The 14,969-nt window shown below is 67.8% G+C and carries 14 protein-coding genes; 5 read left to right on the top strand and 9 right to left on the bottom strand.

The annotated features are described in order from the left end of the window. The first annotated feature begins 45 nt into the window (after positions 1–45). Positions 46–1,257 carry an MFS transporter gene (locus tag P9A17_RS09090; protein ID WP_278038214.1) on the top strand — a complete coding sequence of 404 codons (1,212 nt, stop codon included), beginning with the start codon at positions 46–48 and terminating at the stop codon, positions 1,255–1,257. Between the two features lie 50 nt (positions 1,258–1,307). Here the strand turns inward: P9A17_RS09090 and P9A17_RS09085 are convergent, their stop codons facing one another. From P9A17_RS09085 to serA, 3 genes are read right to left on the bottom strand one after another with little or no spacing between them, the layout of a single operon-like run. Further along, positions 1,308–1,901 (bottom strand): hypothetical protein, encoded by a 594-nt coding sequence (locus P9A17_RS09085; RefSeq protein ID WP_278038669.1) that lies wholly within the window; start codon positions 1,899–1,901, stop codon positions 1,308–1,310. A gap of 2 nt (positions 1,902–1,903) precedes the next feature. Continuing rightward, entirely contained in the window at positions 1,904–2,914 is a 1,011-nt protein-coding gene (locus tag P9A17_RS09080) for a 3-isopropylmalate dehydrogenase (RefSeq protein WP_278038213.1), read from the bottom strand. Further along, entirely contained in the window at positions 2,911–4,497 is a 1,587-nt protein-coding gene (serA, locus tag P9A17_RS09075) for a phosphoglycerate dehydrogenase (RefSeq protein ID WP_278038212.1), read from the bottom strand. Before serA ends, P9A17_RS09080 begins: the two co-directional genes overlap by 4 nt. A 32-nt stretch (positions 4,498–4,529) precedes the next feature. On the opposite strand from serA, the gene P9A17_RS09070 reads away from it, so the two are divergent. Both P9A17_RS09070 and wrbA read left to right on the top strand, forming a co-directional pair. Further along, entirely contained in the window at positions 4,530–5,960 is a 1,431-nt protein-coding gene (locus P9A17_RS09070; protein ID WP_278038211.1) for an NAD(P)/FAD-dependent oxidoreductase, read from the top strand. A gap of 13 nt (positions 5,961–5,973) precedes the next feature. Beyond that, positions 5,974–6,570 carry an NAD(P)H:quinone oxidoreductase gene (wrbA, locus tag P9A17_RS09065; protein ID WP_278038210.1) on the top strand — a complete coding sequence of 199 codons (597 nt, stop codon included), beginning with the start codon at positions 5,974–5,976 and terminating at the stop codon, positions 6,568–6,570. On the opposite strand, the gene P9A17_RS09060 is transcribed toward wrbA, so the two are convergent. From P9A17_RS09060 to P9A17_RS09045, 4 genes are all read right to left on the bottom strand, one after another. Next, complete coding sequence (locus tag P9A17_RS09060; RefSeq protein WP_278038209.1) at positions 6,567–7,184, bottom strand: DUF3159 domain-containing protein; 618 nt, start codon at positions 7,182–7,184, stop codon at positions 6,567–6,569. The two genes, wrbA and P9A17_RS09060, sit on opposite strands and share 4 nt — an antisense overlap. 79 nt (positions 7,185–7,263) lie before the next feature. After that, positions 7,264–8,265, bottom strand: a complete 1,002-nt coding sequence (gene ilvC, locus P9A17_RS09055) for a ketol-acid reductoisomerase (protein ID WP_278038668.1) — start codon at positions 8,263–8,265, stop codon at positions 7,264–7,266. A 49-nt stretch (positions 8,266–8,314) separates the two neighbouring features. Beyond that, complete coding sequence (ilvN, locus tag P9A17_RS09050) at positions 8,315–8,815, bottom strand: acetolactate synthase small subunit (RefSeq protein WP_278038208.1); 501 nt, start codon at positions 8,813–8,815, stop codon at positions 8,315–8,317. Further along, positions 8,815–10,692, bottom strand: a complete 1,878-nt coding sequence (locus P9A17_RS09045; protein WP_278038207.1) for an acetolactate synthase large subunit — start codon at positions 10,690–10,692, stop codon at positions 8,815–8,817. The genes ilvN and P9A17_RS09045 overlap by 1 nt, the downstream gene beginning before the upstream one ends. A 276-nt stretch (positions 10,693–10,968) precedes the next feature. Here P9A17_RS09045 and P9A17_RS09040 point away from each other — a divergent pair, with 276 nt between their 5' ends. Continuing rightward, entirely contained in the window at positions 10,969–11,376 is a 408-nt protein-coding gene (locus P9A17_RS09040; protein WP_278038206.1) for a PH domain-containing protein, read from the top strand. A 4-nt stretch (positions 11,377–11,380) separates the two neighbouring features. Here P9A17_RS09040 and P9A17_RS09035 read toward each other — a convergent pair whose 3' ends face one another. Next, positions 11,381–12,271, bottom strand: a complete 891-nt coding sequence (locus tag P9A17_RS09035) for a DoxX family protein (RefSeq protein WP_278038205.1) — start codon at positions 12,269–12,271, stop codon at positions 11,381–11,383. A gap of 112 nt (positions 12,272–12,383) precedes the next feature. Between P9A17_RS09035 and P9A17_RS09030 the strand changes: the two genes are divergently transcribed. After that, complete coding sequence (locus tag P9A17_RS09030; protein ID WP_278038204.1) at positions 12,384–13,505, top strand: PQQ-dependent sugar dehydrogenase; 1,122 nt, start codon at positions 12,384–12,386, stop codon at positions 13,503–13,505. A 96-nt stretch (positions 13,506–13,601) separates the two neighbouring features. Here P9A17_RS09030 and P9A17_RS09025 read toward each other — a convergent pair whose 3' ends face one another. Beyond that, positions 13,602–14,969: a HAMP domain-containing sensor histidine kinase gene (locus P9A17_RS09025; protein WP_278038203.1), complete on the bottom strand. Its 1,368-nt coding sequence runs from the start codon at positions 14,967–14,969 to the stop codon at positions 13,602–13,604.

The raw sequence follows: 14,969 nt of genomic DNA, 5'->3' as shown, positions 1-14,969 counted from the left end.
GAATCCATGTTCAGCATTTTGGGACGGCTGTGGAACCATGGCGCCATGGTCACCCGAGAGATCAGCGCGGTACGACGCTGGTCGATGCTGGTCATCGGGCTGCTGGCGACACTGTGCGCCAACGTGTTCATCAACGGTGTCGCGTTCCTGATCCCGACCCTGCACAACGAGCGGGGACTCGACCTCGCCTCCGCCGGCTTGATGTCGTCGCTGCCCAGCCTGGGCATGGTGGTGACCCTCATCGCGTGGGGCTATGTCGTCGACCGGGTCGGAGAACGCGTCGTGCTGGCATTGGGCTCCGCGCTGACCGCCGTCGCGGCATTCGCGGCCGCGGAGTCGGAATCCCTCGTGACGACAGGCGTCTTCCTGTTTCTCGGCGGGATGGCCGCCGCAAGCAGCAACACGGCCAGCGGCCGGCTGGTGGTCGGTTGGTTCGATGCCGAGAAGCGCGGATTGGTGATGGGAATCCGGCAGACCGCGCAGCCGCTGGGCGTCGGCCTCGGCGCGCTGGTCATCCCGCGTATCGCCGAGTTCGGCGGCGTGTCAGCGGCGCTGCTCTTCCCCGCAGCCGTGTGCGCGGCCTCGGCGGTGCTGTGCGCGGTCGCGGTGATCGACCCACCCCGGCCACCGCGAGCCCAGGCCACGGCCGCGGATCTGGCCAACCCGTATCGCGGGTCGGCGATGTTGTGGCGGATCCATCTCACGTCGGTCCTACTCGTCGTCCCGCAGGTGTTCGTATGGACGTTCGCGCTGGTGTGGATGATGATCGAGCACGGGTGGTCGGCCCAATCGGCAGGCATCCTCGTCATGTTCGCCCAGATCCTCGGTGCCGCAGGGCGAATCGCCGCGGGCCGCTGGTCGGACATGTTCGTGAAACGCTCAGGGCACGTCGCATCCTCGCGGCTGCGCCCCATCCGGATGATTGCGATGGCAGCCGCGGCAGCGATGGCGTTGCTCGCGGTCACCGACTGGCTCAACACCCCGGTCAGCATGGCTGTCTTGATCGCGGCGTCGGTGATCACCGTGTCCGACAACGGGTTGGCCTTCACGTTCATCGCCGAATACGCCGGTCCGTTCTGGAGCGGGCGCGCGTTGGGAGCACAGAACACGAGCCAGCTCTTCGCGCAGGGAGTCGCTCCCCCACTGTTCGGCGGACTGATCGCCTTCGCGGGCTACCCGGTGGCCTTCGCGGTCTGTGCACTGTTTCCGCTCCTGGCGATTCCGGCGGTACCTCTGAAGGTCAACCCGGATCGCTAGGCCCCGCTTCCAGATTCGTCGCGCACCTCTACACCGAGGAGTCGGTGCACTCACGCTGAGTGGGGCTTGCGGGGCAGTTCGATCAGCGCGGCGATCAGGAAGCACAACGCTCCGATGAACGTGCCGAGGTTGGCCAGCACCTCGTCTGCGGTCACTCCGTCCTTGCGGACAAAGGCAGCGAGAGCCGAAACACCGAACGCGACACAGCCGATCAGGTTGATCGCACCGGCGGCCCAGTCACGCGACCGCAGCTCAAGAAGTCCGGTCACGGCCGTGATCGCCATCATCGCCAGCGCACCGCTGAGGAGAAAGAACAGCGATCCGGTCGCGTCGGGGACCCAGACGTAGCGCCGCTCGGCGATCACGGCGTGCGCCCAGACCGCGGCACCCGTACTGATGTTGAACAGCACGGTCCCGGCGAATTGCACTGCGGCTGACCACCATTCGAACTTCTTCGACCGGTCGGACAGCACCAGCTGCATCCACGCCGCGGTGGTGAAGAACCACGAGCCGGCAAAGCACAGCAGGTTCGCCGTACCACCGCCGGCCCACGCGGGGAACCCCGGCGCGGTGGCCGCCGCGAACAGCGTCGAGCCGATCGCGAACAGCCAGCACTGTCGCGTCAGTGACGCGAACCCCGTGATGGCTAGAGCTTTCCGAGGATCCGCTCGCCGACCTGCGAGGTCGACAGTTTCTCGTCGCCGCGGGTTGCCAGGTGTTCCGCGACAGCCTTGTCGACCCGTGCCGCGGCATCGAACTGGGCCATGTGGGCCAACAGCAGCGACACGGACATGACCGCGGCGGTCGGGTCCGCGATGCCCTGCCCGGCGATGTCGGGCGCGCTGCCGTGCACCGGCTCGAACATCGACGGATTCGTCAGCGTCGCATCGATATTGCCGCTGGCCGCCAATCCGATGCCGCCGCACACCGCGGCAGCCAGATCGGTGATGATGTCGCCGAACAGGTTGTCGGTGACGATGACGTCGAACCGCCCGGGGTCGGTGACCATGTGGATGGTTGCGGCATCGACATGCTGGTAGGCAATCTCGACGTCCGGATACTCGGCCCCCACGGCCTGAACGGTGCGCCACCACAACGATCCGGCGTTGGTGAGCACATTGTTCTTGTGCACCAACGTCAGATGCTTGCGGCGCTGCTGTGCCCGCCCGAACGCGTCCTGCACGACCCGGCGCACCCCGTAGGCGGTGTTGACGCTGACCTCGGTCGCGATCTCGTGCGGCGTGCCGACTCGGATCGCCCCGCCGTTGCCCGTGTACGGACCCTCGGTGCCTTCGCGGACGACGACGAAATCGATCTCCGGATTACCCGCGAGCGGACTCTGCACGCCGGCGTACAGACGTCCGGGTCGCAGGTTGATGTGGTGGTCGAGTTCGAATCGGATGCGCAGCAACAGACCACGCTCCAACAGCCCGCTGGGCACCGACGGATCGCCGATGGCGCCGAGCAGGATCGCGTCATAACCTTTCAGCTCCTCGAGCACCGAATCCGGAAGCACCTCACCGCTCTTGTGGTACTGGCGCGCACCGAGGTCGTATTCGTTCTTCGCCACGCCCGGCACCACGGCGTCGAGCACCTTGAGTGCTTCACCGATGACCTCAGGTCCGATGCCGTCGCCGGCGATGACTGCGAGTTTCACGACAGATCAACCACTTCCAGTGTCGAGGCGGCGACATCGCTGCCGATGGCGGTGAGCACGTCCTGGGGCACCTCGCGGTCCAGGCGCAGCATGATCGTCGCGCCCTCACCGTCGGCGTCCTGGCTGAGCTGAGCCGCGAGGATGTTGACGGCGGCACCGCCGAGGAGTGTGCCGATCTTTCCGAGTGCACCCGGCTGGTCGTCGTAGTTGATGATCAGGTTGACACCCTCGGCGCGCAGATCCAGGTTGCGGCCGTTGATCTGGACGATCTTCTCCACCTGCTGCGGCCCGGACAGCGCACCCGCGACGTTGACGGTGGTCCCGTCGGCAGCCACCGCCCGCACGTCGACGACGCTGCGGTGGTTGGGGCTTTCCGCCTCGCTATCGATCGAGGCCTCCACGCCGCGCTCGGCGGCCAGCGCCGGGGCGTTGACGAAGGTCACCTGATCTTCGATGACGGCGGAGAACAATCCGCGCAGCGCCGAGAGCCGCAGCACCTCGACCTCCTCGGAGGCCAGCTCGCCGCGGACCTGCACGCAGAGATTGGTGGGCAGCTCCGCGGACAGGGCACCGACGAGCAGACCGAGTTTGCGGACCAGATCCAGCCACGGCGCGACCTCCTCGCCGACGACGCCGCCGCCGACGTTGACGGCGTCGGGGACGAACTCCCCCGCCAGCGCCAGTTTCACACTCGCCGCGACGTCGGTACCCGCTCGATCCTGGGCCTCCGAGGTGGATGCGCCGAGGTGCGGCGTCACGACGACCTGCGGCAGCTCGAACAGCGGGCTGTCCGTACACGGTTCGGTGGAGAACACGTCCAGACCCGCGCCGCGCACGTGGCCGCTGATGATCGCGTCGGCGAGCGCCTGCTCATCGATCAGACCGCCGCGGGCGGCGTTGACGATGATGGCGCCCGGCTTGATCTTGGCCAGCGCCTCCTTGCCGATCAGGCCTGCGGTCTCCTTGGTCTTGGGCAGGTGCACCGAGATGAAGTCGGCGCGGCCGAGAAGTTCGTCCAGCGTCAACAGCTCGATGCCCAACTGCGCGGCGCGCGCCTGCGACACATAGGGGTCGTACGCGGTGATGTGGGCGCCGAAGGCGGCCAGACGCTGGGCGACCAGCTGACCGATGCGGCCCAGACCCACCACGCCGACCGTCTTGCCGAAGATCTCGGTTCCCGAGAACGACGAACGCTTCCACGTGTGCTCACGCAGCGTGGCGTCGGCAGCGGGGATCTGGCGCGCGGTGGACAGCAGCAACGCCAATGCGTGCTCGGCCGCGCTGTGGATGTTCGAGGTGGGAGCGTTGACGACCAGCACACCGCGCGCGGTCGCTGCGTCGACGTCGACGTTGTCCAACCCGACGCCGGCGCGGGCGACGATCTTGAGTTTGGGAGCTGCGGCGAGCACCTCGGCATCGACGGTGGTCGCCGAACGCACGAGGAGTGCGTCGGCGTCGGCCACGGCGGCCAGCAGCTTCTCTCGGTCCGGCCCGTCGACCCAGCGGACTTCCACCTGGCCCCCCAGGGCCTCCACAGTCGATTGGGCCAGCTTGTCGGCGATCAGTACAACAGGAAGACTCACGAGGCCTCAGCCTAATGGGCTGTAATGGCCCCGTGGAATTGACCGTCGTCGGAAGCGGCCCCAACGGGCTGGCCGCAGCTGTGATCTGCGCACGAGCAGGGGTTTCGGTGCGGGTCATCGAGGCTCAGCCCACGTTCGGTGGAGGGGCGCGCACGCTACCCGACCCCGAGTTCACCGGCGTCTCGCACGACATCTGCTCGGCGGTGCACCCGCTGGCGCTGGCGTCGCCGTTCTTCGCGGCGTTCGATCTGCGCGCCCGCGGAGTGGAGCTAGCCGTGCCGGAGATCTCGTACGGCAATCCGCTGCCGGGCCGCCCCGCCGCCATCGGCTACCGCGACATCGAGCGCACGTGCGCCGAACTGGAGGACGGCGACTCGTGGCGCAAGCTGCTCGGGCCGCTGGCCGCCGACTGCGACGGCGTGGTCGGGCTGCTCCTCGGCGACAAGCGCTCGATTCCGCCGAGCATCCCGGCGGCCTTGCGGGTCGCCCCGCGACTGCTCGCGCAGGGAAGTCCCGCCTGGAACACCTTGGCCGGCGACGATGCCCGCGCGTTGTTCACCGGCGTTGCCGCCCACACGATTTCGCAGATGCCGTCGCTGGTGGCGTCGGGGGCCGGCATGATGCTGGCCACGCTCGCGCACGCGGTGGGCTGGCCCATCCCGGTCGGCGGCTCGCAGGCGATCCCCGACGCCCTGCTGGCCGATCTGCGGGCCCACGGCGGCGAGTTGGTGCTCGGCGAGGAAGTGACGGCACCGCCGTCGGGAGTCGTTCTGTATGACACCGCGCCCACGGCACTGTTGCGGGTCTACGGCGACCGCATGCCCGCCGGCTACGCGAAGACGTTGCGCCGCTACCGTTACGGGCCGGGCGTGGCGAAGGTCGACTTCGTGCTCTCCGACGAAATACCTTGGCTGGATTCACGTTTGGCGCAAGCCCCGACGCTGCACCTCGGTGGCGACCGCCCCACGATGGCGCTGGCCGAGAAGGAGATCGCCCAAGGCCGTCACGCCGACTGGCCGATGGTCCTGGCCGCACTCCCCCACCTCGCGGACCCGACTCGCATCGACGCGCAGGGACGCCGCCCGTTCTGGACGTACGCCCACGTGCCCGCGGGTTCGACGGTCGACATGGCCGAGGCCGTCACCACCATCATCGAACGGTTCGCGCCGGGGTTCCGCGACGTGGTGGTCGGCGTACGCAGCGTGCCGGCCGCCCGGCTCGCCGACCACAACGCCAACCTCGTCGGTGGCGACATCGGCGTCGGCGGCAACAACATGATCAGCGCGTTGACCGGCCCGTCGCCGCGGTGGAATCCGTGGGCGACGCCGATCCCGCACGCATACCTGTGCTCGTCGGCCGCTCCGCCCGGCGGCGGCGTACACGGGATGGCCGGCTTCTACGCGGCCCGCACGGTGCTCAAGCGCGAGTTCGGCATCAAGGAACTGCCGACGCTCTCCCCGTGAGTAGGCTTCCGATATGACGAAGCTCGCAGTCATCTATTACTCGGCGACAGGCCACGGAACGACGATGGCCACCCGCCTCGCGGCGACGGCGGAAGCTGCGGGCGCCGAAGTCCGATTGCGTCACGTCGCCGAGACCCGCGATCCCGAATCCTTCGCCGGCAATCCGGCGTGGACGGCGAATTACGAAGCCACCAAAGACCTTCCGGCCGCCACCGGTGACGACATCGTGTGGGCCGACGCGGTGATCTTCGGATCGCCGACCCGGTTCGGCAACACCGCATCGCAGTTCCGGGCATTCATCGACTCGCTCGGCGGGCTGTGGGCCAAAGGGCTGCTCGCCGACAAGGTCTATGCGGGCTTCACGTCGTCACAGACCGCGCACGGTGGCCAGGAGACGACGCTGATGACGCTCTACATCACGCTGATGCACTTCGGCGGCATCATCGTTCCCCCGGGTTACACCGACGGGGTCAAGTTCGCCGACGGAAACCCCTACGGCGTAGGACATGTCACCGGCCCCGAGAACAAGAACGAACTCGACGACGCCACGCTGGCGGCGCTCGACCATCTGGCGCGGCGCGTCGTCAGCGTCGCCGACCGCCTCGACTAACCGGTGCGGGGCAGCGTCCGCATGGCGGTGCGGATCGCGAAGTAGATCAGGGTCGACGTCACCAGGAAGATCGGCCAGCCCATCGCGATGCGCGCGACGGCGAGCAGGCCTTCCTGGTCGGTGTCGTACAGATAGAACTGCACGGCAAAGCGCGTCGCCGACACCACGGCCATCATCAACGTGACGAGATCGAACGCCATCCGCACGCGGCGAGTGCGCCGCCACGTGTCGTCCCGGCCGGTCATCCACGCCCAGACGACGCCGATGAGCGGGCGTCCGACCACCACCGAGACGGTGAACAGCACGGCCATCGCGAGGTACATCCAGATGCCGGGCAGATAGAAGTCTTTCGCCTGTCCGGTGACGAGCGCGAAGCCCGCGCCGACGGCGATGCCGGCGAAGCCGAACAGGGCGGGCCGGGTCGATTCCCGGCGCACCAATTGCCAGGTCAGGACGACGGCGCCGACGGCCACCGCCGCGATCAGCGCGGGCATCAGACCTGCGAGTGCGTTGACCGCCGCGAACACGACGACCGGCAACGCCGAGTACACCAGTCCGCGGATGCCGCCCGCGCGGGCCAGCAGCGCGGCGGCCGGCGTATCAGTGCCCGTCATGAAATCCGAGGGTACCGACCGCAGCGATTTCGACGTGCGCAGTCGCGCCCAGCGCTACTGCGCACGCCGAAATCACCAACTAAGCCGTTTCGGTGATGGGGCGGTCGACCCAGCTCATCAGGTCGCGCAGCTTCTTGCCGGTGACCTCGATCGGGTGCTCGGCGTTCTCCTTGCGCAGGCCCTCGAGCTCCTTGTTACCGCCTTCGACGTTGGCGACGAGGCGCTTGACGAAGGTGCCGTCCTGGATCTCGGTCAGGATCTGCTTCATCCGCTGCTTGGTACCGGCATCAATAACTCGGGGACCTGACAAATACCCGCCGAACTCGGCGGTGTCGGACACCGAGTAGTTCATCCGGGCGATGCCACCCTCGTACATCAGGTCGACGATCAGCTTGAGCTCGTGCAGCACCTCGAAGTAGGCGAGCTCAGGCGCGTAGCCCGCCTCGACCATGGTGTCGAAGCCGGCCTTGACCAGTTCCTCGGTACCACCGCACAGCACGGCCTGCTCACCGAACAGGTCGGTCTCGGTCTCGTCCTTGAACGTCGTCTTGATGACGCCGGCGCGCGCGCCACCGATGCCCTTGGCGTAGGACAGCACCAGCGCCAGGCCCTCACCCTTGGGGTCCTGCTCGACGGCGACCAGGCACGGCACACCCTTGCCGTCGACGAACTGGCGGCGTACCAGGTGGCCCGGGCCCTTCGGCGCGACCATGCCGACGGTGACATTGGCGGGCGGCTTGACCAGGCCGAAGTGGATGTTGAGGCCGTGTCCGAAGAACAGCGCGTCGCCGTCGGAGAGGTTCGGCTCGATGTCGTTGGTGAAGATGTCGGCCTGGGCGGTGTCGGGCGCCAGCACCATGATCACGTCGGCCCACTTGGCGACCTCGGCGGGCGTATCGACCTCGAGACCCTGCTCGGTGACCTTGTCGCGGGACTTCGACCCCTCTTTGAGGCCGACCTTCACCTGGACACCGGAGTCGCGCAGGCTCAGCGAATGCGCGTGACCCTGGCTGCCGTAGCCGATGACGCCGACCTTGCGACCCTGGATGATCGACAGGTCCGCGTCGTCGTCATAGAACATCTCAACTGCCATCTTCGTGAAACTTCCTTCTGCTCTTTATTTTTCGTTGTTATTTGGTGCTGATACCGCGAGGGCCGCGGGACAGCGACACCACACCGGACTGGACGATCTCGCGGACCCCATAAGGCTCGAGAACACGCAGCAGCGCCTCGATCTTCTCAGCTGTGCCGGTGGCCTCGACAGTCAGTGACTCCGTAGACACGTCGACGACCTTGGCGCGGAACAGATTGACCGCCTCGATGACCTGACCACGAGTGCTGGCATCGGTGCGGACCTTGATCAGGGCGAGCTCCCGGGAGACCGAGTTCTCCTCGTCCTGCTCGACGATCTTGATCACGTTGATCAGCTTGTTGAGCTGCTTGGTGATCTGCTCCAGGGGGGACTCCTCGACGTCGACCACGATGGTCATCCGCGAGAGGTCCTTGTGCTCGGTGGCACCGACGGCCAGTGACTGGATGTTGTAGCCGCGGCGGGAGAACAGGGACGCCACCCGGGCCAGGACGCCGGGCTTGTCCTCGACGAGCACCGACAGCGTGTGCGTGGTGGTCATTAGGCGTGTCCCTCTTCGTTGTCGAACAGCGGGCGGATACCGCGCGCCGCCTGGATCTCATCATTGCTGGTGCCCGCGGCGACCATCGGCCAGACCTGTGCGTCGGCGCCCACCACGAACTCCACGACGACGGGACGGTCGTTGATCGCGCGTGCTTGCGCGATCGCGTCGGCCACGTCTTCTTCACGCTCGCAACGTATTCCGACGCAGCCCAACGCTTCGGCGAGCTTGACGAAGTCCGGGATGCGACGGGTGTGGGTGGCCAGATCGGTCTGGCTGTACCGCTGGTCGTAGAACAGCGTCTGCCACTGGCGCACCATGCCCAGGTTGCCGTTGTTGATCAGGGCGACCTTGATCGGCACCCCCTCGATCGCACACGTCGCGAGCTCCTGGTTGGTCATCTGGAAGCAGCCGTCGCCGTCGATGGCCCACACCTCGGCCTCGGGGCGGCCCATCTTGGCGCCCATGGCGGCGGGCACCGCGAAGCCCATCGTGCCCAGGCCACCCGAGTTGATCCACGTCTTCGGGTTCTCATAGGAGATGAACTGCGCGGCCCACATCTGGTGCTGGCCAACGCCGGCAACGTAGACGGCGTCGGGGCCTGCCATCTTGCCGAGACTCTCGATGACGAACTCCGGCGAGAGGCTGCCGTCGCTCTGCGGGCCGTAGCTCAGCGGGTAGGTCGACTGGACGCCCCGCAGGTACTCCCACCAGCTGTCGAGTTTGACCGTGGCGGCCGCACCCTCGCGGCGGATGGCCTCGATCAGATCGGTGATGACGTTCTTGACGTCGCCCACGATCGGCACGTCGGCGTGCCGGTTCTTGCCGATCTCGGCGGGGTCGATGTCGGCGTGGATGACCTTGGCGTCGGGCGCGAACGAATCGAGCTTGCCGGTCACCCGGTCGTCGAAGCGGGTGCCCAGCGCGATCAGCAGGTCGCTGCGCTGCAGTGCGGCCACCGCGGCGACGGTGCCGTGCATGCCCGGCATACCCATGTTCTGCGGGTGGCTGTCGGGGAACGCACCGCGGGCCATCAGGGTCGTGACGACCGGGATTCCGGTCAGCTCGGCCAGATCGAGCAGCTGCTGGCTGGCCTCACCGCGGATGACGCCGCCGCCGACGTAGAGCACCGGCTTGCGGGCCTCGCCGATCAGTTTGGCGGCTTCGCGGATCTGACGGTTGTGAGGCTTGGTGTTCGGCTTGTAGCCGGGCAGTTCGAACTGCGGCGGCCACGCGAACGTGCACTCTCCCTGCAGCACGTCCTTGGGGATGTCGACGAGGACCGGGCCGGGGCGGCCGCTCTCGGCGATGTGGAACGCCTCGGCGATGACGCGGGCGATGTCGTCGCCGTTGCGGACGAGGAAGTTGTGCTTGGTGACGGGCATCGTGATGCCCGAGATGTCGGCCTCTTGGAAGGCATCGGTGCCGATGAGCGCACGCCCGACCTGTCCGGTGATCGCCACCATCGGGATCGAGTCCATGTAGGCGTCGGCCAGCGGGGTCACCAGGTTGGTCGCACCGGGACCCGAGGTCGCCATGCACACGCCGACGCGGCCGGTCGCGTGCGCGTAGCCGCTGGCGGCGTGGCCACCACCCTGCTCGTGACGGACCAGGACGTGGCGCAGCTTCTGCGAGTCGAAAAGCGGGTCATACACCGGCAGCACGGCGCCGCCGGGGATACCGAAGATGACGTCGACACCGAGCTCTTCGAGCGAGCGGATGACCGCTTGCGCTCCCGTGAGTTGGTGCGGGGCAACGACATTCGCCTGACGTGCGGCTTGCGCCTGGGCAGTCGCGGAGTTGTTCTTCGCGGCAGCCGCTGTCCCGTTCGTCGGGGTGGCCGACTGCTCGGGCGGTCGCGTAGTGGGTGCGCTCACGGTGTCCTCTGGTCTTTCTCGCTCGGTGCGATCTTCTCAAATCGGTGCTGGGGCAACAAAAAACCCCCGTCAGCCCAGCGGCTGTACGAGGGTTGCGCGTCGATGCTGCGTGCTATGCCCGAACTGGGGCTAGCGCGGCATCAACGCGCAACCCAATTACTACGAGCATGGTCTGCATAGCAGACGACGGTAGACCCCGAGCTTGTCAAACGTCAAATCCCGACGAGCGCTCGCGCGAGGGGTCGAGGACACCGGCCTCGATGGAATGATGGCGGGATGCGTACCCCGTCGGCGCCAGAGTCGGCCCCCGTCGTCATCAGGATCTCGCCGATGGCTCATATTGCCGTCGGATTCCTCACCCTCGGGCTCGCGGCGCTGGTGTTCGCCGGGCCGCCGTGGTTCGTGGTCCTGCTGCTGATTCCGGTGGTCCTGTCGATCGTGATCGCGCGCTACCGCACCGTCGCGGGCCGCGACACCGTCACGGCACGGACCCTGCTGGGTCGCCAGACCGTCCCCTGGGACGACATCGACGGGCTGCGGTTCGGGCGCAGGGCATGGGCCGTGGCACGACGCCGCGACGGCTCCGAGTTCCCGCTGCCCGCGGTGACGTTCTCGACCTTGCCGGTGTTGACGGAGGCCAGCGGCGGACGCGTGCCCAACCCGTACGAGTCAGGGTCCGAATAGGCGCTCAGCCCAGCGGATTTCCTCCGTTGAGCAGAACCCAGATCGCCACGCCCGCGCCGATGCCGAGGATCAGCGCCGCGATCGAACCCACGAAGGGCCTGCGGGCCCAGCCACGTCCGGCGTCCAGGCCGTATCGGCCGGGGCCGACCAAAATGATTGCGGCGACGGCGAACAGCAGGATCAGCTGGTATTCGTGCCCGTCAGTGAGGAACGACCCCAGTCGGGCGTCGTTGTGCGCGGTCATCGCTTCGGCCAGCGTCGCAGTCACCAGATAGCCCAGCGCACCGGCTGCCGCGATCGGGGTGAACAGCCCGATGACGAGCAGAACTCCCGCCGCGATCTGTCCGCCGGCAGCCACGTAGGTCAGGATGTCGGCGTTGCGGAAGCCGACGTCGGTGAGTTGGTCGCGGAAGCCGTCGAGGCCGGGGCCACCCCACAAGCCGAACACCTTTTGCAGGCCGTGACCGATGAGCAGGACGCCGACCGCGACCCGAAGAAGCAACAGCCCGAGATCCTGGGTGCCCCTGCGGTCGTCACCGTTGCGTTCGGGATCGACGACGACTTCAGTGGGGGTGGCGGACGACCCGTAGGCGCCCGCGGCCAATCCGGTGCTGGGCTGCACGTATGGCAGCGGTTCGGGGTCGTTCAGCAGGGCGAAGGGCTGTGGCTCCGACGGCTTGGCCGAGTCGTAGCGCGGGATGGCCGTGGTTTCGAAGTCGCCGCCGTAGTGCGCGGAGGGAAGATCGTCTTCGGGGTCCACCAGGCTCGCCGACGCGGGCCGGCCAGCCGAATCGTCGGGCCGCTGCCAGGGGCGTGGGTCTTGGGGACTCGTCACGACAGCCAGGGTAAGTCCAAGTCGTGCGGGTGCCGGGAATTGGCGCGGCGCGTTGATCACGTGTTTTTCCCCGGCGGCGCAGGTCCGGGCCGGTGACCGCGGCGGGCCGCGTCGAGGGCAGGGCGTGCGACCGCGTGGCGGGCACTCCCGGACGATCCGTAACCTGGCCTGCATGAGCGTGCGTCGGTCGTCAGGGGCTTTCGTCGTGCTGCTGTGTGCGGCGCTGCTGGCCGGTGCCGGCTGCGCGCGGTTCGACTCGACGCAGTCGCAGCCTTTCACCACCGAGCCCGAGCTCGCGCCGGGACCGACGTCGACACCGCCTCCTCCGCCTCCGCTGCCCGCCAAGCCGTTCCCCAAGGAATGCCCGGCACCGGGCGTCATGCAGGGCTGCCTGGGGAGCACCAGTGGGCTGATCATGCTTCCCGACAGCCAGTCGGCACTGGTCGCCGAGCGTCTGACCGGCACCGTCAAGCAGGTGTCGGTCAAGGCCGAGCCGATCCAGAAGATGTCGATCCCCGTCGACGGGAGCGGTGACGGCGGCCTGATGGACATCGTGCTGTCCCCCACCTACGCGCAGGACCGGTTGATGTACGCCTACATCAGCACCCCCACCGACAACCGCGTGGTCCGCATCGCCGAGGGCGATCCGCCCAAGCCGATCCTGACGGGCATCCCGAAGGGTGCCACCGGCAACACCGGCTCGCTGATCTTCACCAGCCCGACGACGCTCGTGGTGCAGACAGGCGACGCGGGCGATCCCGCCCAGGCCGCCGACCCCGGCTCGATGGCGGGCAAGCTGCTGCGCATCGAGCAGCCGACGACGGTCAATCAGGCGCCGACGACGACCGCGCTGTCGGGCCTGGGGCCCGGGGGTGGCATGTGCATCGACCCGGCAGACGAGTCGCTCTACGTCACCGACCGGACGCCGACCGCCGACCGGCTGCAGCGGATCACGAAGGATTCGCAGGTATCGACGGTGTGGACGTGGCCGGATCGGCCCGGCGTCGCGGGCTGCGCGGCGCTGGACGGCACCGTGCTGGTGAACCTCGTCAACTCCAAGCAGACCGTCGCGGTGCGCATGGCTCCCGAAACCGGTGCGGTGACCGGGGATCCGGAGGTGGTCCGCCAGGATCAGCACGGTCATGCGTGGGCGCTTCAGGTGTCGCCGGACGGCAACGTCTGGGGCGCCACCGTCAACAAGACCTCCGGTGACGCGATGAATCTCGATGACGTGGTGTTCCCCCTCTTCCCGCAGGGCGGCGGGTTCCCGCGGACCAACGCCGACAACACGTAGGCGACTCTCGCCCGACGCCGAGCGTGCGCTGGTGGCGGCGTTCGGCCGAAATTCTCGCCCTGGACGCACACTCGACGCGCCAGCGCACCAGCGTGGCTAGCTGGGTCCGGACCCGGGCAGTCGCAGCATCATCCGCGTGCCACCCTGCGGGCTGACCTCCAATGCTGCTGTGCCACCGTGTATTTCGGCCTGCTGCGCCACCAGTGCCAGACCCAGACCCGAACCCGACCGCGAGGCCGTGGTCCCCCGGTGGAAACGCGCGAACACCTCGGCCCGCTCCTCCTCCGGCACTCCGGATCCGTTGTCGTCGACCGCGATCTCGACACCCTCGTGCGAGGAGACCACGCTGAGTCGAATCTGGGTCGCACCACCGTGTTTGACGGCATTGGCGATCGCATTGTCGATGACGAGCCGAAGCCCGGCGGGCATGCCCAGCATCAACACCGTCGTCGACGACGCCAGCGACACATCGAGCCCCGGGTAGTGGTGCATCGCGTCGTGCGCGGCGCGGTCGAGCAGTTCGGCGACATCCACGGGGACGAAGTCGTCCACCGTCGTCAGCTCGCCCTGCGCCAGACGCTCCAGGGCCGTCAGCGTCGCCTCGATGCGCGACTGCGTCCGGATGACGTCGCCGAGCACCTCCTGGCGCTGTTCGGCACCGAGGTCGAGTGTCGAGAGCACCTCGAGGTTGGTGCGCATCGCGGTCAGCGGGGTGCGCAGTTCGTGGGACGCGACGGCGGCGAAGTCACGCGCGGATTCCAGCGCGGCCCTGGTGCGCTGCTGCTCGTCGCCGATGCGGGCGAGCATGCCCTCGACGGCCTCGGAGATCTCGACCGCCTCCCAGACGCCGCGCACCTGGACTTCGTCCGGATTCGACTGCGCGTTGATGGCGCGGGCCTGCTGGGCCAGTAGCCGGAACGGATTCACCATGATCAATGCGATGACCCAGCCGACCAGCATCGTGGTCAGGATGACGCCGGAGCAGATCCAGAAGACGCGCCAGTGCAGGGAATCGATGCGTGCCTGGGTGTCGGCCATCGGCGCGCCGAGGGCGATGGATGCGTTCCCGGTCTTGATGGTGCGAACCCGGTATTCGACGCCGTCGATGGTGGCGTCGGCGTAACCGCTGTCGAGTGCGGGCAGCACGATGTCGGCGGGGGTGGACACCGTGATGCCGCCGATCCGCGCGGTGCGCACCAGTCCGCCCTCGGTCGGTTCGGGTCCGACGCCGTCCTGTGCGCTACGCAGGAGCGTGTTGACGTCACCGAGGCTCGACAGCGAGTCCAACCGGCGGTCCAACTGGTCGTACTGGTCGTTGGTGACGCCGACCCACACCCAGACGCCCAGGGTCAGCACCAGGATCGTGACACCCAGTTGGGAGAGGATGACGATCGACCGCAGCGACAGCCACCTCAGCGGGTGCTGCAGAACCCGGAAGACCAGATCCTGGACTCGTTTTCGCAA

This window comes from Mycobacterium sp. 236(2023) (assembly GCF_029623955.1).
Classification (GTDB): Bacteria; Actinomycetota; Actinomycetes; order Mycobacteriales; family Mycobacteriaceae; genus Mycobacterium.
The sequence above is the reverse complement of the archived record's forward strand: the minus strand, read 5'-3'. Positions and strand labels throughout refer to the sequence as shown.